Annotated in this window: 12 protein-coding genes; 7 read left to right on the top strand and 5 right to left on the bottom strand. The window is 73.4% G+C overall.

Translation table 11 applies throughout. The features are described from left to right. Nucleotides 1-50: 50 nt before the first annotated feature. The gene (locus ACFVTF_RS11835) at nt 51-896 is read left to right on the top strand and encodes a helix-turn-helix transcriptional regulator (protein ID WP_363626180.1); all 846 of its coding nucleotides are present in this window, start codon (nt 51-53) and stop codon (nt 894-896) included. A 113-nt stretch (nt 897-1,009) separates the two neighbouring features. On the opposite strand, the gene ACFVTF_RS11830 is transcribed toward ACFVTF_RS11835, so the two are convergent. From ACFVTF_RS11830 to ACFVTF_RS11815, 4 genes are all read right to left on the bottom strand, one after another. Further along, nucleotides 1,010-2,779: an acetolactate synthase large subunit gene (locus tag ACFVTF_RS11830; protein ID WP_387812558.1), complete on the bottom strand. Its 1,770-nt coding sequence runs from the start codon at nt 2,777-2,779 to the stop codon at nt 1,010-1,012. 366 nt (nt 2,780-3,145) lie between these two features. Beyond that, nucleotides 3,146-4,366, bottom strand: coding sequence for an MFS transporter (locus ACFVTF_RS11825; RefSeq protein ID WP_387812386.1), 1,221 nt, complete (start codon nt 4,364-4,366; stop codon nt 3,146-3,148). A 78-nt stretch (nt 4,367-4,444) separates the two neighbouring features. Further along, the gene (locus tag ACFVTF_RS11820; RefSeq protein WP_387812383.1) at nt 4,445-4,924 is read right to left on the bottom strand and encodes an RrF2 family transcriptional regulator; all 480 of its coding nucleotides are present in this window, start codon (nt 4,922-4,924) and stop codon (nt 4,445-4,447) included. A 134-nt stretch (nt 4,925-5,058) separates the two neighbouring features. After that, entirely contained in the window at nt 5,059-6,045 is a 987-nt protein-coding gene (locus ACFVTF_RS11815) for an NADPH:quinone reductase (protein WP_387812381.1), read from the bottom strand. A 274-nt stretch (nt 6,046-6,319) separates the two neighbouring features. On the opposite strand from ACFVTF_RS11815, the gene ACFVTF_RS11810 reads away from it, so the two are divergent. Beyond that, nucleotides 6,320-7,549 (top strand): IS701 family transposase, encoded by a 1,230-nt coding sequence (locus ACFVTF_RS11810; RefSeq protein WP_387812378.1) that lies wholly within the window; start codon nt 6,320-6,322, stop codon nt 7,547-7,549. Here ACFVTF_RS11810 and ACFVTF_RS11805 read toward each other — a convergent pair. Then, a complete protein-coding gene (locus ACFVTF_RS11805) occupies nt 7,546-9,459 on the bottom strand; it encodes a helix-turn-helix domain-containing protein (RefSeq protein WP_387812555.1) in 1,914 nt (637 codons plus the stop codon). The genes ACFVTF_RS11810 and ACFVTF_RS11805 overlap by 4 nt on opposite strands. Before the next feature lie 319 nt (nt 9,460-9,778). Between ACFVTF_RS11805 and ACFVTF_RS11800 the strand changes: the two genes are divergently transcribed. The 5 genes from ACFVTF_RS11800 to ACFVTF_RS11780 all read left to right on the top strand — a co-directional run bounded on the left by ACFVTF_RS11800 (nt 9,779) and on the right by ACFVTF_RS11780 (nt 15,543). Next, nucleotides 9,779-10,528 carry a 50S ribosomal protein L11 methyltransferase gene (locus ACFVTF_RS11800; protein ID WP_387812375.1) on the top strand — a complete coding sequence of 250 codons (750 nt, stop codon included), beginning with the start codon at nt 9,779-9,781 and terminating at the stop codon, nt 10,526-10,528. 695 nt (nt 10,529-11,223) lie between these two features. Further along, nucleotides 11,224-11,994: a 2,3-dihydro-2,3-dihydroxybenzoate dehydrogenase gene (locus tag ACFVTF_RS11795; protein ID WP_387812372.1), complete on the top strand. Its 771-nt coding sequence runs from the start codon at nt 11,224-11,226 to the stop codon at nt 11,992-11,994. 42 nt (nt 11,995-12,036) lie between these two features. Then, nucleotides 12,037-12,666, top strand: a complete 630-nt coding sequence (locus ACFVTF_RS11790) for an isochorismatase family protein (protein ID WP_387812369.1) — start codon at nt 12,037-12,039, stop codon at nt 12,664-12,666. After that, the gene (locus tag ACFVTF_RS11785) at nt 12,663-14,630 is read left to right on the top strand and encodes an anthranilate synthase family protein (protein ID WP_387812366.1); all 1,968 of its coding nucleotides are present in this window, start codon (nt 12,663-12,665) and stop codon (nt 14,628-14,630) included. Before ACFVTF_RS11790 ends, ACFVTF_RS11785 begins: the two co-directional genes overlap by 4 nt. 55 nt (nt 14,631-14,685) lie before the next feature. Next, nucleotides 14,686-15,543 (top strand): arylamine N-acetyltransferase, encoded by an 858-nt coding sequence (locus ACFVTF_RS11780; RefSeq protein ID WP_387812363.1) that lies wholly within the window; start codon nt 14,686-14,688, stop codon nt 15,541-15,543. Nucleotides 15,544-15,637: the final 94 nt, after the last annotated feature.

Below are 15,637 nucleotides of genomic sequence, written 5' to 3'. Positions count from 1 at the left end.
TCCTGGCAGGGCCAGGCACGGCCGCCCGCCTCCGGGCGAGAATCATCCCCATGAACCCGACCAGTGCCCTGAGCGAGTTCCTCCGCACCCGCCGCGCCCAGCTGCGGCCCGAGGACGTCGACCTGCCCGACTACGGCGGCCGCCGCCGGGTCGCCGGGCTCCGCCGCGAGGAGCTCGCCCACCTCGCCGGGGTCAGCGTCGACTACTACACCCGCCTCGAACAGGGCCGCGTCGGCAACCCCTCCGAAGCCGTCCTCGACGCCGTCGCCCGCGCCCTGCAGCTCGCCCCCGACGAGTCCGGCCACCTCCACCGCCTCGCCCGCCCCACCCGCCGTGCGCCCCGCCGCCGCACCGCCCCGCAGCAGCCCCGCCCCTCCCTGCTGCGCCTGCTCGACCAGCTCGACCACGTCCCGGCCCTGGTGATGGGCCACCGGATGGACGTCCTGGCCTGGAACCGCGCGGCCGTCGCGCTGTTCGGCGACTACGGTGCCCTGCCGGTCGAGGAGCGCAACATCGCCCGCGGCACCTTCCTCGACCCGGCCTCGCGCGAGCTCTACGGCGACTGGACGGCCTGCGCCCGCGAGAACGTCGCCTTCCTCCACCTGGAGGCCGGCCGCCGCCCCCACGACCCCCTCCTCGCCGAACTCGTCGGCCAACTCTGCGTCCACAGCGAGGAGTTCCGCCACCTCTGGGCCGAACACCCGGTCGCCGACAAGACCTCCGGCCGCAAGCTCTTCCACCACCCCATCGCCGGCCCCCTCGACCTGGCCTACGACACGCTCCGCCCCGCCGACGACCCCGACCAGGCCCTCGTCACCTACACCGCCGACCCGCACACCCCGTCGGACGACGCCCTGCGCCTCCTGCTCTCCTGGTCGGCGTCGGCGACCCGCTGAGCGGCCCGCTCCAACGGCCGTCCGCCCGAACGGCACGAGGTCCTGGGCACAAAAAGGCCGGTCGTAGGCCCTCGCGGGGGTCGAGGGCCTACGACCGGGGTTCAGGGGGGGCGTTAGTCGAGGTCGTCGCCGAAGTCGGGGCGGACGCCCTTGGCGAACTGGATCTCGTCGTTGCTGGTGCCGGCGGCGACCATCGGCCAGACCATGGCGTCCTGGTGGACGATGAAGTCGATGACGACCGGGCGGTCGTTGATCTCCATCGCCTGCTTGATGACGGCGTCCAGGTCCTCGGGGCGCTCGCAGCGCAGGCCGACGCAGCCCATCGCCTCGGACAGCAGCACGAAGTCGGGGATCCGGGTGCCCTGGGCCGGCGGCGCGATGCCGTCGTGGTCGGAGCCGGCGTGCAGCACGGTGTTGGAGTAGCGCTGGTTGTAGAACAGCGTCTGCCACTGGCGGACCATGCCGAGCGAGCCGTTGTTGATGACCGCGACCTTGATCGGGATGTCGTTCAGGGCGCAGGTGGCGAGTTCCTGGTTGGTCATCTGGAAGCAGCCGTCGCCGTCGATCGCCCAGACCGCGGTGTCCGGCCGGCCGGCCTTGGCGCCCATCGCGGCCGGGACGGCGTAGCCCATGGTGCCCGCGCCGCCCGAGTTGAGCCAGGTGCCCGGCTTCTCGAAGCGGATGAACTGCGAGCTCCACATCTGGTGCTGGCCGACGCCCGCGGCGTAGATGGCTTCCGGGCCGACGAGCCGGCCGATGCGCTCGATGACCTGCTGCGGGGAGAGCCGGCCGGCCGGGGCCGGCTCGTAGCCCAGCGGGTAGGTCTTCTTCCACGCGTCGAGCTTCTCCCACCACTGCGAGTAGTCGCCCTTGTGGCCGGCGTCGAACTCGGCCTGGACGGCCACGATCAGGTCGGCCAGCACCTCGCGGGCGTCCCCGACGATCGGCACGTCGGCCGGGCGGTTCTTGCCGATCTCGGCCGGGTCGATGTCCGCGTGGACGACCTTGGCGTACGGGGCGAAACCGTCCAGCTTGCCGGTGACGCGGTCGTCGAAGCGGGCGCCGAGGGTGAAGAGCAGGTCGGCCTTCTGCAGCGCGGTCACGGCCGGGACGGAGCCGTGCATGCCGGGCATGCCCAGGTGCTGCGGGTGGCTGTCGGGGAAGGCACCGAGCGCCATCAGGGTGGTGACCACCGGGGCACCGGTCAGCTCGGCCAGGATCCGCAGCTCGGCGGTGGCCTGCGCCTTGATCACGCCGCCGCCGACGTACAGCACCGGGCGCTTGGCGCCCACCAGCATCTTCGCGGCCTCGCGGATCTGTTTGGCGTGCGGCTTGGTGACCGGACGGTAGCCGGGCAGCGAGAGCTCGACCTGGCGATGCGTCGTCAGGCCCTGGAGGGCGTCCTTGGTGATGTCGACCAGGACGGGGCCGGGGCGGCCGGTGGCGGCGATGTGGAAGGCCTCGGCGATCACCCGGGGGATCTCGTCGGGGTCGGTGACCAGGTAGTTGTGCTTGGTGATCGGCATCGTGATGCCGCAGATGTCCGCCTCCTGGAAGGCGTCCCTTCCGATCAGGGTCGAGGGGACCTGGCCGGTGATCGCGACGATCGGCACGGAGTCCATGTAGGCGTCGGCGATCGGGGTCACCAGGTTGGTCGCGCCCGGGCCGGAGGTGGCCATGCAGACCCCGACCCGGCCGGTGGCCTGGGCGTATCCGGTGGCGGCGTGGCCTGCGCCCTGCTCGTGCCGGACCAGGATGTGGCGCACCTTGGCCGAGTCCATCAGCGGGTCGTACGCGGGAAGGATGGCCCCGCCCGGGATGCCGAAGACGGTGTTCACTCCGGCCTCTTCGAGGGAACGGATCAATGCCTGGGCGCCGGTCATCCCGGGCTCCACGAGCCCGGTCCGTGGGTCGGGGGTGACCGGCACGGGGGTCGGTTCGGTGGTCTCGGTGCTGTGGGTGGTCACGGGGGATTCGGTCAGCTGGGTCATCTGGCAATCTCTCGGTTTCGTCGACGTGGTGGTCCCGCGGGGAGTGCGGGGTGGTGTCCGTGGCCGGGGCCGCTGCGGTGCGCGGCGCCGTTGGGCGGCCAGGGACGTGTCGGGGAAACCGGGGCAGCAGGGTCTGTCTCCGCGCCGGTCGTCGGTCGTCGCGTGCTGAGGGGTGTTTCAGCGCTCGGTGCGACGCCGTGCCGTCAGGAAGCGGCGGCCGGAAGGGAGTTGACCGGCCCGCAAGGAGTGTCTCGCACCTCAGCCCTTGTTCGTGGGCGAGTGGCGGGTGAAGAGGAGGAAGATCAGGGCGATGGCGGCGATGGTCGCGCCCAGGCCGTACACGGTCGCGGCGCCGGCGCCGAGGGTGGAGCCGCCGATGATGGTGCCGAGGCCGATGCCGAGGTAGATGGAGGAGGAGTTGAGGGAGACCACCAGCGGGGCCTCCTGGGGGGCGACCTCGATCAGGCGGTGCTGCTGCGGGGGTGTCTGGCACCAGCTGCTGGCGCCCCAGAGGAGGACCAGCAGGCCGACGACGGGCTTGAGGTCGGAGTCGGAGGCGGCGAGCCAGGCGAGGGACCCGAGGGCGACGACCATGGCGGTGTAGCCGACGACCAGGACCTTGGTGGAGCCCCAGCGGTCGGTGGTGTAGCCCGCGGCGAGGTTGCCGATGACGGCGCCGAGGCCGTACAGGAAGAGCATCCACAGGATGGAGCTCTCGGGCACCTTGACGGCTTCCAGCATGGGCACGCTGTAGGCGTACGCGGTGTAGCTGGCGCCCATGCCGAGGATGGTGAGCGGCAGGACGGCGAGGACGGCCGGCCGGCGCAGGACGGCGAGGCGGGTGCGCAGCGGCACCCGGACGTTGCCGGGGAGCCACGGCATGATCAGGCGCAGTATCACGGCGACGAGCAGGCAGAGTCCGGCGACGAGGCCGAGGGCGGTGCGCCAGCCCAGCCAGTGGCTGGCGGCGTTGCCGAGCGGCACGCCGAGTGCGGTGGCGATGGTGAGGCCGCCGATGACCACCGCGAGGGCTCGGGCCCGCAGTTCGGGGCGGACGAGGGAGGCGCTGACGGCTCCGGCGTTGGGGGTGTAGGCGGCGGCGCCGGCGGCGGCGATGATGCGGCTGATGATCAGCACGGCCATGTTGGGGGCCAGTGCCGAGCCGAGGTTGGCGATGCCGAGCGTGAACAGTGCGGTGATCAGCAGGGTCCGGCGGGGAAGCCGGGCGAGGAGGGTGGCCAGGACGGGGGAGAGGACGGCGTAGGCGGCGGCGAAGACGGTGATCGACTGGCCGGCCGTGGCCGGGGAGACGTGCAGGTCCTGGGCCATGGAGGGGAGGAATCCGGCCACGACGAAGGCGTCCGTGCCGACGGCGAACGTCCCTAAGGCGAGGACGAGGGTGGAGGACAGGCCGCCCTGGGGTGGTGAGCCGGGTTCGGCCGGAGCCTTCCGGCCGGCCGGAATCGAGACACTGGACATCCGGATTCTCCTTGGGAGTCGGTGCATGTGCTGTGGTGTCGCCGCGCGGTGAGGCGGTCCGACCGTCGGGCGGTGCGGTCAGCCGGTCATGCGGGCGTAGTGGCGTCGGGTGCGGTCGGCGGCCCCGCCCGGCGCGGCGGCCATGAGGTCGGCCACCGTCTGCCCGGCGAGTTCGCGGCGCCAGGCCAGTTCGGCCTTGCGCATCGCGGTGGCGATGCCGCACGGCTGTCGGAACTCCCGTGCGATGGCGCCACCGCCGTCCGCACGCTGGCGGATCTCGGTGCAGCGGAACACGTCGTCGGGGCCCTCGATGGCGGTGACCACGTCCATCAGGGTGATCTTCTCCGGCCGTCGGCCCAGCCGGAAGCCGCCCTTGGAGCCCGGCGTCGAGCTCAGGATGCCGGCCCGGACCAGTGCCTGTAGGCGCTTGGTCAGGTAGGCCGGCGGCAGGTCGAACCAGGCCGCCAGCCGTGCCGTCGGAACCGGTTGTTCGCTGTCGAGCCATGCCAGGGTGAGGCAGCAGTGCAGGCCCCACTCGACTCCTTCACCCATTCGCATAACCAGGACAATACACGTCCAGGTTCTGCGACGCAGGCCGGACGCGCCGGAGGCCCGGAATATGTCAAGTCGCTTCCCGACGAGGGCGTTGCGGCCCTGCCGGACCTCCGGTACAACGGTTGGCAGCCGCCCGGTCAGGCCCGTGAATCGGGCCTGAGGACCACCCGTACGCCGTGCAGCTCGCCGCGTTCCATCCGGCCGTGGACCTCGGCGGCGGCGCTCAGCGGAAGGGTCTCGACCGCCAGGGGGCGCAGCCGTCCGGCCGCGAGCAGGCGGTTGATGCCGACGGCGGCCTCGGCCAGTTCGGTGCTGGTCGCGTGCGAGATCACGAAGCCGGCGATCGAGCAGTCCTTCATGTAGAGCGGCCCGACCGGGAGGACCGGCCGCGAGCGGGCGCCGGCCAGCAGGACGATCCGTCCGCGCGGGGCGAGCAGGTCGACGGCGGTGGCCAGGTCGTTCTCCCCGGACGTGTCGAGGTGGAGGTCGACGCCGCCGGGACAGGCCCGGGCGAGCCGTTCGGCGAGGTCCGGATCGCGGTAGTCCAGGGCCTCGGCCGCACCCAGGGCGAGGCACTTGTCCAGGTCCCGGGCGGAGGCGGTGGCGACGACCCGGGCCCCGGCGTCGACGGCGAGGGTGACCAGCGCGGAGCCGACGTTCCCGGCCGCGCCGGCCACCAGGACGGTCTCGCCGGCCCGCAGGCGGCCGTGCGTGAACAGGCCGAGGTAGGCGGTCGCGGCGGGATGGACGACGGCGACGGCCTCCTCGGGGAGGACGCCCTCAGGGAGGTGGTAGAGGCGGTCGGCGGGAACGACGACCTGCTCGGAGGCGGCGCCCTGGCGCCCGCCGTGGCCGAGGCTGTTGGTCCACACCCGGTCGCCGACGGCGAACCCGGGGGCGGCCGGCCCGGCCGCGGCGACGGTGCCGACCACGTCGCGGCCGATCACGAAGGGGAACGCGACCGGGGTGCGGAAGAGGCCGGAGCGGACGAAGGTGTCCACCGGGTTGACGGTGGTGGCCGTGACGTCGACCAGGATGTCGGTCGGCCCGGGACGGAGGGAGGGAAGTTCGCCGTAGCGGATGTTCTCGGGCGGCCCGAGGGCCTCGATGAAGGCTGCTCGCATGCTCGGAGAGTCTTCCACCGGTCAACGCCGGGGTGCCGCACGGAAGCCGTTTGTTCGTCAACTCGCGCGCGGTCGGCCCGCCCCTGATGGCCCCGGCACACCCCACCGGGCGGCTCCGGGGGGCGGTCGCGCCTGCCCGCGCGCGCTGTCCGGTGGTCCGGCCATAGGCCGCGCGTGCAGCCGTGTGTCCGGTGCACCTGGGCCAGGACTGAGCCCTCTGCATACCGTCGACCCATCTGAAGATGCGTCTGCCATGTAGAGGTTGGGGATCTCGATGAGCGACTTCGCCCTGCACATCAGGGACACGCGAACGCCCGGGCGCACGCCGGGCGTCGGCAGTTCCCACGACATCGTCCTCTCGGAGCTGTGCCCGGCGCTGTTCGCGTCGCTGCCCCGGGCGGACCAGCGCCGCAAGGGTGTGGAGTACCTGCGCGGGCTGCTGGGCGCGGAGGGCCGCAAGTCGGTGCGCAACATCGCGCGGCTGATCGGCGGGCAGGCCACGGAGCAGAACCTGCACCACTTCATCAGCAGCTCCACCTGGGAGTGGGACCCGGTGCGCGCCGCGCTGGCGCACTACGTGACGTCCGTCGCGCCGCCGCAGGCCTGGGTGGTGCAGCAGACGGTCATCCCGAAGGCCGGGGAGCACTCGGTGGGCGTGGACCGCCGGTTCATCTCCTCGCTCGGCCAGGTGCTCAACGCGCAGCAGGCGGTGGGCGTCTGGGCGGCGTCCGAGGAGGTGAGCATGCCGGTGAACTGGCGGCTGCACCTGTCCCGGGCGTGGCTGGACGACGTGCCGCGGCGCAGCCAGGCGTCCATCCCGGCGAGCGTGGACACCCGGACGCTGGGCGACTGCTCGGTCGAGGCGGTGCTGGAGCTGACCTCGGACTGGCGGCTGCCCACGCTGCCGGTGGTGATGGACGTCCGGGAGCTGGACGGGATGAAGGCGCTGCGGCGGCTGCGCGCGGCGGGGGTGCCGTTCCTCGTGCGGATCAACAGCACGCTGCCGCTCCGCCCGGCCGAGGGGGCCGGGCACGGCGTGGAGGCGATGCCGGCCCACCGGATCATCGGGGCGTGCCGGGACCGCAGGCGGATGGTGACCTGGACCGACCACGGCCAGGACGCCGGGCTGCGCACCGCGCTGGTCGGTGCCGTCCGGGTGCGGACGGTGACCGGGGCGGCCCGCTCCCCGGGAGTGGACCGCAGGCCGGAGGGCCCGGACCGCGACCTGCTGCTGCTCGGCGCGGGCAGCTCCGGCCGGCGCTGGCCGCAGGAGCTGTGGCTGGCCGACGTCCCGGACGCCACGCCGGCCCAGCTGTTCCGGCTGAGCCTGCGGATCGGCCGGGTCGAGCGGGACTTCGACGAGATCGCGGACCGCACCGGCATCCGCGACTACACCGGCCGTTCCTTCAACGGCTGGCACCGCCACGTCACCCTCGCCTCGGCCGCACACGCGGTCGTGGCCCTCTCCCACACCGGCGGCCGCTCGCTCCGCCGCGTGAGCTAGGGGCTCTCCTCGGGACCACGCCCGCGCCCCGGCGGGCCTTGGGCTCCTTGGTCGACTCCCGCCGACGGGCCGTCCTTGATGAGGAGGTCGCGGACGCGCGAGAGCCGTAGGGCGAGCTGGACTTCGAGCGCCTGGCCGGGGTCCTGCCAGTCGGGGCCGAGCAGTTCCGCGATGCGTTCCAGGCGGCGGGCGACGGTGTTCGGGTGGACGTGGAGCTTCTGGGCGGCCCGGGTGGGGCTGGCTCCGGTCTCGAAGTAGGCGTCCAGGGTGCGGCCGAGGTCGGTGAACCGCTGCCGGTCGTACTCGAGCACCGGACCGATGACCGAGTCGACGAAGGAGCGGACGTCCCGGTTGTCGGCGAGCAGGACACCGAGGAAGCCCAGCTCCCGGGGGGAGGCCGAGCGGCCGGTGGCGTCGAGGGCGATCATCGCCTCCAGGCAGCGCAGCGCCTCCTGGTGGCAGTGGTAGACCGAGGCGGCGTCCTCGACCGGCCCGGCCGCCGCCACCGTGACCGGTTCGCTGAGCAGCGGGGCGAGTTCGTTCAGGACGGCCCGGGCCGTCGCGCCGGCGTCGGTGCCGGGCAGCAGCAGCACGGCGTTGCCGCCGTGCCCGACCCGCAGCCCGTTCAGCCGCTGGGCCAGGCCCGTGGCCAGGGCGCAGGCCCGGCCGACCGCTCGGGCCTCGGGGCGGACGACCACCACCACGTGCGGCGCGGCCAGGTTGATGCCGAGCCGGCGGGCGCGCTCCTCCAACTGCTGCGGCGGGCGCTGGGCACTGGTGAGCAGGTCCTCCATCAGCTCGCCGTGGGCGCGGCCCTGCACGACGGTGGTGTCGCCGGTGCGCAGCAGCTGCACCGCCACCGCCTGGGCGGCCAGGTGCAGCAGTTCGTCGATGCCGGCCGCGGGGCGGTCCTCGGGGCGGAACACCAGGGTGCCGAGTATCTCGCCGCCGGCGGTGACCGGGGCCGCCCAGAGGCCGTCCGCGGTGTGGGCCGGGCGTTTGGCGGCGTGCACCTCCGCGGCGGCGGGTCCGGTCTCGGGCATCCGGCCGGTGGTGGTCAGGACGGTGCCGTCCGCTGCGTGGATCCGCAGCGCGCCACCCAGGTTCCGGCTCACGGCTTCGGCGAGGCCGTACAGTTCGCAGTCGGTCAGCGCCCGTTCGATCAGCTCGTGGTGGATGCGCCGGTGCTCGCTGAGCTCCCGCAGCGACTCGGTGGTGCGTCCGTGCTCCTCGCGCAGGGTCCGCACGGTGGCCTTGGCGTCGTCGAGGGTGAGGGCGCGCTGGACGGCCAGGCCGGCGAGCTCGCCGAGCAGGTTCGTGGTGGAGATCTCCTCCGGGGTGTAGTGCCGTACGTTGCGGTCGGCGACGTAGAGCGCGCCGAAGGGGTGCGGGCCGTAGCTCAGCGGGACGGCCATGATGGCGCGCAGCGCCTCGGCCCGGACCACCTCGTCGATGTCGGTGCTGTGCTGGATCCGGTTGTCGTCGAGGTAGTCCGGGGTCCAGACCGGCGCGAGGTTGGCGACGGCGGCGTGGCCGAGTCCGGAGCCGCCGGTCAGCCGGAGGCCGACGTTGAGCGTGGAGGTGTGGCCGTCCGAGGCCCGGATGTAGGACAGGCCGTCCTCCGGTCCGGGGAAGCTGACGTACGCCATGTCCGCGCCGAGGAGCAGGCGCGAGCGCCGGGTGACGACCTTGAGCACCCCGTCGAGGGTGTCGGGGACGAGGAGGTCCCGGGCGGTGTCGAGCAGCGCGGACAGGCCCGCTTCGCGTTGCTGGCGCCCGCGGCGCTGGGCGCAGATGTCCAGTCCGAGTCGGACGGCCCGCTCCAGTGCGGCCGTCTCGGCCTCGCGGGCGCCGTCGCGCGCGGCTTCGGCGAGCAGTGACTCGATGCGCGCCGGTGGTGCCTCCGCCACCAGCAAGGTCAGTACCGTCAGCGCGTCAGGCCGCTTACGGACCCCCTGTTGGGCCATGCCCTACCCCCACCCGTGCACATCAGCCTATTTGCCTGGCACATGCCAGGTAATGCAACGTGTTTATCATGTCACTTTGGGTGGGGCTCGGACGGTTCCACGGTTTGGACGGTGGAGGGGGCACCGCCGAGTGGTCCCCGATGTGTTGCCGGGTCACCTTCCCGCCGTCCGCGCCGGTTGAGGAGGATGGCGTGGTGGCCACCGGGGCGGTGGTCCGGGCGACAACGCCCAGCTGGCACGGTGGGGGGCACGGGCGGACGGCATGAAGGCGCTACGGGACTACCGCCGTTCGCTGGAGCGGAGCAGGGTCGCACTGGAGCACCCGCACCGGCCCGCGACCTTCCGGCTCTGCGGCCGTGAATGGGACCTGCTGCCAGGGACTTTCGCCCCGGTCTACTCGCCCACCAGTGAGATCTCCATGCGCCTGCTCGGCCTGGACGACCCGCGGGCCGCCGGGCGCTCCGGTTCGCTGCTGGAGATCGGCTGCGGCACCGGCGTCATCGCGGTGGCCGCAGCACTGGCCGGGCACGCACGGGTGGTGGCCGGCGACATCAACGAGGCCGCCGTCCGCAACACCGGGATGAACGCCCACCGGCACGGCGTCGCCGACCGCGTCCACGGCGTGCACAGCGACCTGTTCGCCGCGCTGGCGCCCGAGGAGCGCTTCGACACCGTCTTCTGGCACTCCAACTACGTGCTCGCGCCGGAGGGCTACCGCTACCGGACGATGCACGAGCGCGGCTACGTCGACCCGGGCTACGCCGCCCACCGCCGCTTCCTCGTCGAGGCCCCGGGCCGGCTGGCTCCGGGCGGCTCGGTGCTGCTGCACTTCAGCGAGCGCGGCGACCTGACGGCGCTCCGCCGGATCGCCGAGGAATGCGGGCGCACCCTGCGGGTGGTGCGCAGCGGCGTCTTCCCGGAGGGCGAGGAGGAGGTCGAGCACATGTTGATCGAGGTGACCGTGGCGCGCGGCCGGTCCGGCGGCGGGACGGCACCCGGTACCGGCTTCTGACGTCCGGGCCCGGCGACCCGATCCGCCACACCGACCTCGGCATATGCCACGAGGTGCCGGCGTACGGTGGTCCGCCCACCCCCGGGGATGCCTGGGCCACCGGAGTCCGGCCGTGCCGTAACGGCGTCCGGGTGGGGCGCGCGCCCGAGCCGTTCGATGGCCGGATCTCGCCGGTCCGCGGCCTCGGGACGGACCGCGTCGAAGGTCCGCCGTCACCGTTCTCCGTCGTGCCGGGGCGGCATCTGACGGAGTGTGCCGCCACCTGATGGAGTATCCGCCACCTGACGAAGTGCGGGGGCGGTCGTTGGCGGCACCTGGTGGCACGCCAGAGGATCTGGAAGAGCCTCAGCCGTTCGGCGGCCGGCGGACCGCTGCCGGACCGGGACCCGGCCCGCGCGCCTGCCGCTCCTCCCTGACCCGTGCCATCCACAGCCTCGCCACGACGCCCTTCCGTGCGCGCCGCCGAGCCGGCGCGCGTCGGCGACGAGTTCACCGGCTCCTGCGGTCCCCGGCTCGACCCCGGCCAGGCCGTCACAGCGGTCCCCGCCTGGGAGGGCCGACCCGCCGCGCCCGGAACGGCGCCACACACCACGCGCTGAGAGCAACCGAGAGCGACCGAGAGCAGCCAAGAGCAACCGAGAGCAAGCGAGAGAGCGACGGGCCGGCCACGCGCCGGCCCCGAGGGAGGTCCGGCAGTGACGAACACGATCGCCCTGGTCACCGGGGCAGCAGGCGGCATCGGCGCGGCCGTGGTCCGCGCCCTGGCCGAACAGGGCACCGCGGTGGCCGCGGTGGACCGCGACGAGGAGGGCCTGCGCAAGACCGTCGCCGCCCTCGCCGCGGAGGGCCTGCGGGCCGAGGCCTACCCGGTGGACGTCAGCGACCACCGCGCCGTCGACCTGCTCGTCGATCAGGTGGAGCGCGAACTCGGGCCGGTGGACCAACTGGTCAACGCCGCCGGGGTGCTGCGCCTCGGCGAGGTCCGGGACTTCTCCGTCGAGGACTGGACGGCCACCTTCGCGGTCAACGTCAACGGCGTCTTCCACGTGTCCCGCGCGGTGGTCGACCGGATGATCCCGCGCGGGCGCGGCGCCATCGTCACCGTCGCCTCCAACGCCGCCCGCACCCCGCGCACCGAGATGGCCGCCTACGCCGCCTCCAAGGCCGCCGCGACGATGTTCACCAAGAGCCTCGGCCTGGAGGTCGCCAGGTACGGCATCCGCTGCAACCTCGTCGCCCCCGGATCCACCGACACCCCGATGCTCACCTCGATGTGGCACGACGAGTCCGGCCCGCAGGCCACCCTGCACGGTCGCGCGGACGCCTTCCGGGTCGGCATCCCGCTCAACAAGCTGGCCAGCCCCGCCGACATCGCCGCCGCCGTGCTCTTCCTGCTCTCCGACGCGGCCGGCCACATCACCCTGCACGACCTCACCGTCGACGGCGGCGCCGGCCTCGGCGCCTGACCGGCTCGCCCAACTCACCATTCCCCCAGGAGAGTCCACCGCATGGCAGGCATTCCGACCATCGAGCCCTATCCGATGCCGACCGCGGGCGAGCTGCCCGACAACACCGTGTCGTGGACCGTCCGCCCGGACCGCGCGGTGCTGCTCGTGCACGACATGCAGCGCTACTTCCTGCGCCCCTTCCCGGCGGACGAGGCACCCGGCCGGGAGCTGCTGCACAACGCCGCCCTGCTGCGCCACCGGGCCGCCGAGCTCGGCGTGCCGGTCGCCTACACCGCCCAGCCGGGCGGCATGACCACCGAACAGCGCGGGCTGCTGCTGGACTTCTGGGGCCCCGGGATGCGGATGGACCCGGTCGACCGCGAGGTCGTCGAGTCGCTCGCCCCGGCCCCCGGCGACTGGCTGCTCACCAAGTGGCGCTACAGCGCCTTCTTCCGCTCCGACCTGCTCCAGCGGATGCGCGAGGAGGGCCGCGACCAGCTGATCCTGTGCGGCGTGTACGCCCACGTGGGCGTACTGATGACGGCCGTCGACGCCTTCACCAACGACATCCGGCCGTTCCTGGTCGCCGACGCCGTCGCGGACTTCTCCGCCGCCCACCACCGGCTCGCCCTGGAGTACGCCGCCACGCGCTGCGCGATGCTGATCACCGCCAAGGAGACCTTCGCATGACCGACCGGACGACGGACCGGACGAGCGAGCGGACGACGGACCGGGCAGCCGGGCGGACGACGGACCGGACGAGCCGGCGGACGACCGAGGAACTGCTGCGCCGGGTGGTCGCGGAGCGGCCGCCCGCCTTCGCCCTCCTGCACCGGCCCGAGACCACCGGCCCGGGCACGCTGGACGTCCTGTTCGGCGAGGTCGCCACCGCGCAGACGCTGGACGGTGTCCCGCTGGGCCCCGAGCCCGGCCGCCCGGGCCCGGAGGTCCTGGTCCTGGTCCCGTACCGGCAGATCGCCGAGCGCGGCTTCGAGGCCCAGGACGACGGCGCCCCGCTGCTCGCCATGACGGTGACCGAGCACGCCACCGTCGACCTCGGCGAAGCGCTGGCGCTGATCCCGGACCGGCCCACCGAGCTGACCGGCGCCCGCTTCGACCTCGGCGACGAGGAGTACGCCGACATCGTCCGCCGGGTGGTCGCCGAGGAGATCGGGCAGGGCGTCGGCGCCAACTTCGTCGTCCGCCGCACCTTCCTGGCCGAGATCGGCGACTACACCCTGCACGCCGCGCTGGCCTTCTTCCGCCGGCTGACCGAGCGCGAGGCGGGCGCCTACTGGACCTTCGTCGTGCACACCGGGGAGCGGACCTTCGTCGGCGCCAGCCCCGAGCGGCACATCAGCCTGGCCGACGGCGTCGCCGTGATGAACCCGATCAGCGGCACCTACCGCTACCCGGCCTCCGGCCCCACCCTGGCCGGCGTGATGGACTTCCTCGCCGACCGCAAGGAGGCCGACGAGCTCTACATGGTGGTCGACGAGGAGCTCAAGATGATGGCCCGGATCTGCGAGGGCGGCGGCCGGGTGGTCGGCCCGTACCTCAAGGAGATGGCCCGGCTCGCGCACACCGAGTACCTCATCGAGGGCCGAACCGACCGCGACCCGCGCGAGATCCTGCGCGAGACGATGTTCGCCCCGACCGTCACCGGCAGCCCGCTGGAGAGCGCCGCCCGGGTCATCCGCCGTTACGAGCCCGCCGGGCGCGGCTACTACAGCGGCGTGGCCGCGCTGATCGGCCGGGACGAGCACGGCGGGCGCACGATGGACTCCGCGATCCTGATCCGCACCGCCGACATCGACACCGCCGGCCGGATCCGGATCGGGGTCGGCGCCACTCTGGTGCGCCACTCCGACCCGGCCTCCGAGGTCGCCGAGACCAGGGCCAAGGCGGCCGGGCTGCTGGCCGCGCTGGAAGCCGGAGGCCCGCGCACCTTCGCCGGCCACCCCCGGGTACGGGCCGCGCTGGAGCGGCGCAACACCGTCATCTCGGACTTCTGGCTGGCCGGGGACGCGGACCGCGGCCGGCGGCTCGCCGAGTTCGCCGGGCGCCGGGTGCTCGTGATCGACGCCGAGGACACCTTCACCGCCATGATCGGCCACCAACTCCAGTCGCTGGGGCTGGAGGTGACGATCCGTCGGTTCGACGAGAACTACGCCTTCGACGGCTTCGACCTGGTCGTGATGGGCCCGGGGCCGGGCGACCCGCGGCAGGCCGACCACCCCAAGATCGCCGGTCTGCGCTCCGCCGTGGCCGAGTTGCTCGCCCGGCGGCGCCCGTTCGTCGCGGTCTGCCTCAGCCACCAGGTGCTGTCCACCCTGCTCGGCCTGCCGCTGCGCCGCCGGGACGTCCCCAACCAGGGCGTCCAGCGCGAGATCGACCTGTTCGGCGCTCGCGAGCGGGTGGGCTTCTACAACACCTTCGCCGCCATCAGCCCGCACGACACGGTCGACGTGGACGGCGTCGGCACCGTCGAGGCCGCCCGCGACCGGGAGACCGGCGAGGTGCACGCCCTGCGCGGCCCGCACTTCGTGTCCATGCAGTTCCACGCCGAGTCGGTGCTCACCCAGGACGGCCCCCGGATCGTCGGCGGCCTGATCTCCGAGGTTCTCCGTGCCGGGGCGATCCTCGCCGGATAGTCTCCGGGGGACCGCACGGGAAACCGGGGGACCGCACGGGAGAGGGGCCGACAGGATGGGCGATGACCGCGCCGCCGGCGAATGGGGAGCGGAACTGCTCGACGTCGGGGCCTACCTGGCCCGCACCGGTGTTTCCGGTCCGCTGCCCCCCGAACCCGGGACGCTGCGCCGGCTGCACCGCGCCCACCTGCTGGCCCTTCCGTTCGAGAACCTCGACATCCCGCTCGGCCGCGGCGTCCCGCTCGACCTGGACCGCGTCCAGGCCAAGCTGGTCGCCGGCGGCCGCGGCGGCTACTGCTTCGAACAGAACCTGCTCTTCGCCGCGGTGCTGGAACGCCTGGGCTTCCAGGTCACCAGGCTCGCCGCCCGGGCCCTGATGAACGCCGGCCGACCGCTGCCACGCACCCACCTGGTGCTGCTGGTGACGGTCGGCCGGACGCGTTTCCTCGCCGACGTCGGCTTCGGCGACAAGGGGCCGCTGGAGCCGCTGCCGCTGACCGACGGCGCCCTGGCCGAGCCCGACGGCTGGACCCACCGGCTCCGCCGGGTCGGCTCGGAGCCGGACTGCTGGGTGCTCGAACTCCTCCGCCCCGACGAGTGGTTGCCGCTCTACCGGTTCGAGACGGGCCTGCCGCTGCACCAGGTCGACTGCGTGGTGATGAACCACTACACCTCGACCCACGAGCGCTCCCCGTTCACCGGCCGGGCCTACCTGTCCAGGATCACGTCGCAGCGCCGGCTCTCCCTCGACGGCCGGCGGCTGGTCGTCGGCCGCGCCGACGGCACGACGGAGACGGCGGACCTCACCGACGAGCGGTACGCCGCCGTCCTCGCGGAGGACTTCGGTGTCCGGCTCGGGCCCGAGGACCTGCGGTCCGTCCTGCGGAGCCTGCCGGCCATCGGCCCCTCCTGACGTGCGTCGGCCCCGGGGGGGGGGTGTGGCCCCCCGGGGGGGACCCCCATGTAAGGCCCGGCGGTGTGGGGGCAGGCGGTATTGGGCACGGCCC

The organism is Kitasatospora sp. NPDC057940 (assembly GCF_042887425.1).
In the GTDB taxonomy this organism is placed as follows: Bacteria; Actinomycetota; Actinomycetes; order Streptomycetales; family Streptomycetaceae; genus Kitasatospora.
The sequence above is the reverse complement of the archived record's forward strand: the minus strand, read 5'-3'. Positions and strand labels throughout refer to the sequence as shown.

Excerpts from the sequence above, each read along its gene's own strand:
- ACFVTF_RS11835 (WP_363626180.1), top strand. The coding sequence starts at position 51 with ATGAACCCGACCAGTGCCCTGAGCGAGTTCCTCCGCACCCGCCGCGCC.
- ACFVTF_RS11830 (WP_387812558.1), bottom strand. The coding sequence starts at position 2,779 with ATGACCGGCGCCCAGGCATTGATCCGTTCCCTCGAAGAGGCCGGAGTG.
- ACFVTF_RS11825 (WP_387812386.1), bottom strand. The coding sequence starts at position 4,366 with ATGTCCAGTGTCTCGATTCCGGCCGGCCGGAAGGCTCCGGCCGAACCC.
- ACFVTF_RS11820 (WP_387812383.1), bottom strand. The coding sequence starts at position 4,924 with ATGCGAATGGGTGAAGGAGTCGAGTGGGGCCTGCACTGCTGCCTCACC.
- ACFVTF_RS11815 (WP_387812381.1), bottom strand. The coding sequence starts at position 6,045 with ATGCGAGCAGCCTTCATCGAGGCCCTCGGGCCGCCCGAGAACATCCGC.
- ACFVTF_RS11810 (WP_387812378.1), top strand. The coding sequence starts at position 6,320 with ATGAGCGACTTCGCCCTGCACATCAGGGACACGCGAACGCCCGGGCGC.
- ACFVTF_RS11800 (WP_387812375.1), top strand. The coding sequence starts at position 9,779 with ATGAAGGCGCTACGGGACTACCGCCGTTCGCTGGAGCGGAGCAGGGTC.
- ACFVTF_RS11790 (WP_387812369.1), top strand. The coding sequence starts at position 12,037 with ATGGCAGGCATTCCGACCATCGAGCCCTATCCGATGCCGACCGCGGGC.
- ACFVTF_RS11785 (WP_387812366.1), top strand. The coding sequence starts at position 12,663 with ATGACCGACCGGACGACGGACCGGACGAGCGAGCGGACGACGGACCGG.
- ACFVTF_RS11780 (WP_387812363.1), top strand. The coding sequence starts at position 14,686 with ATGGGCGATGACCGCGCCGCCGGCGAATGGGGAGCGGAACTGCTCGAC.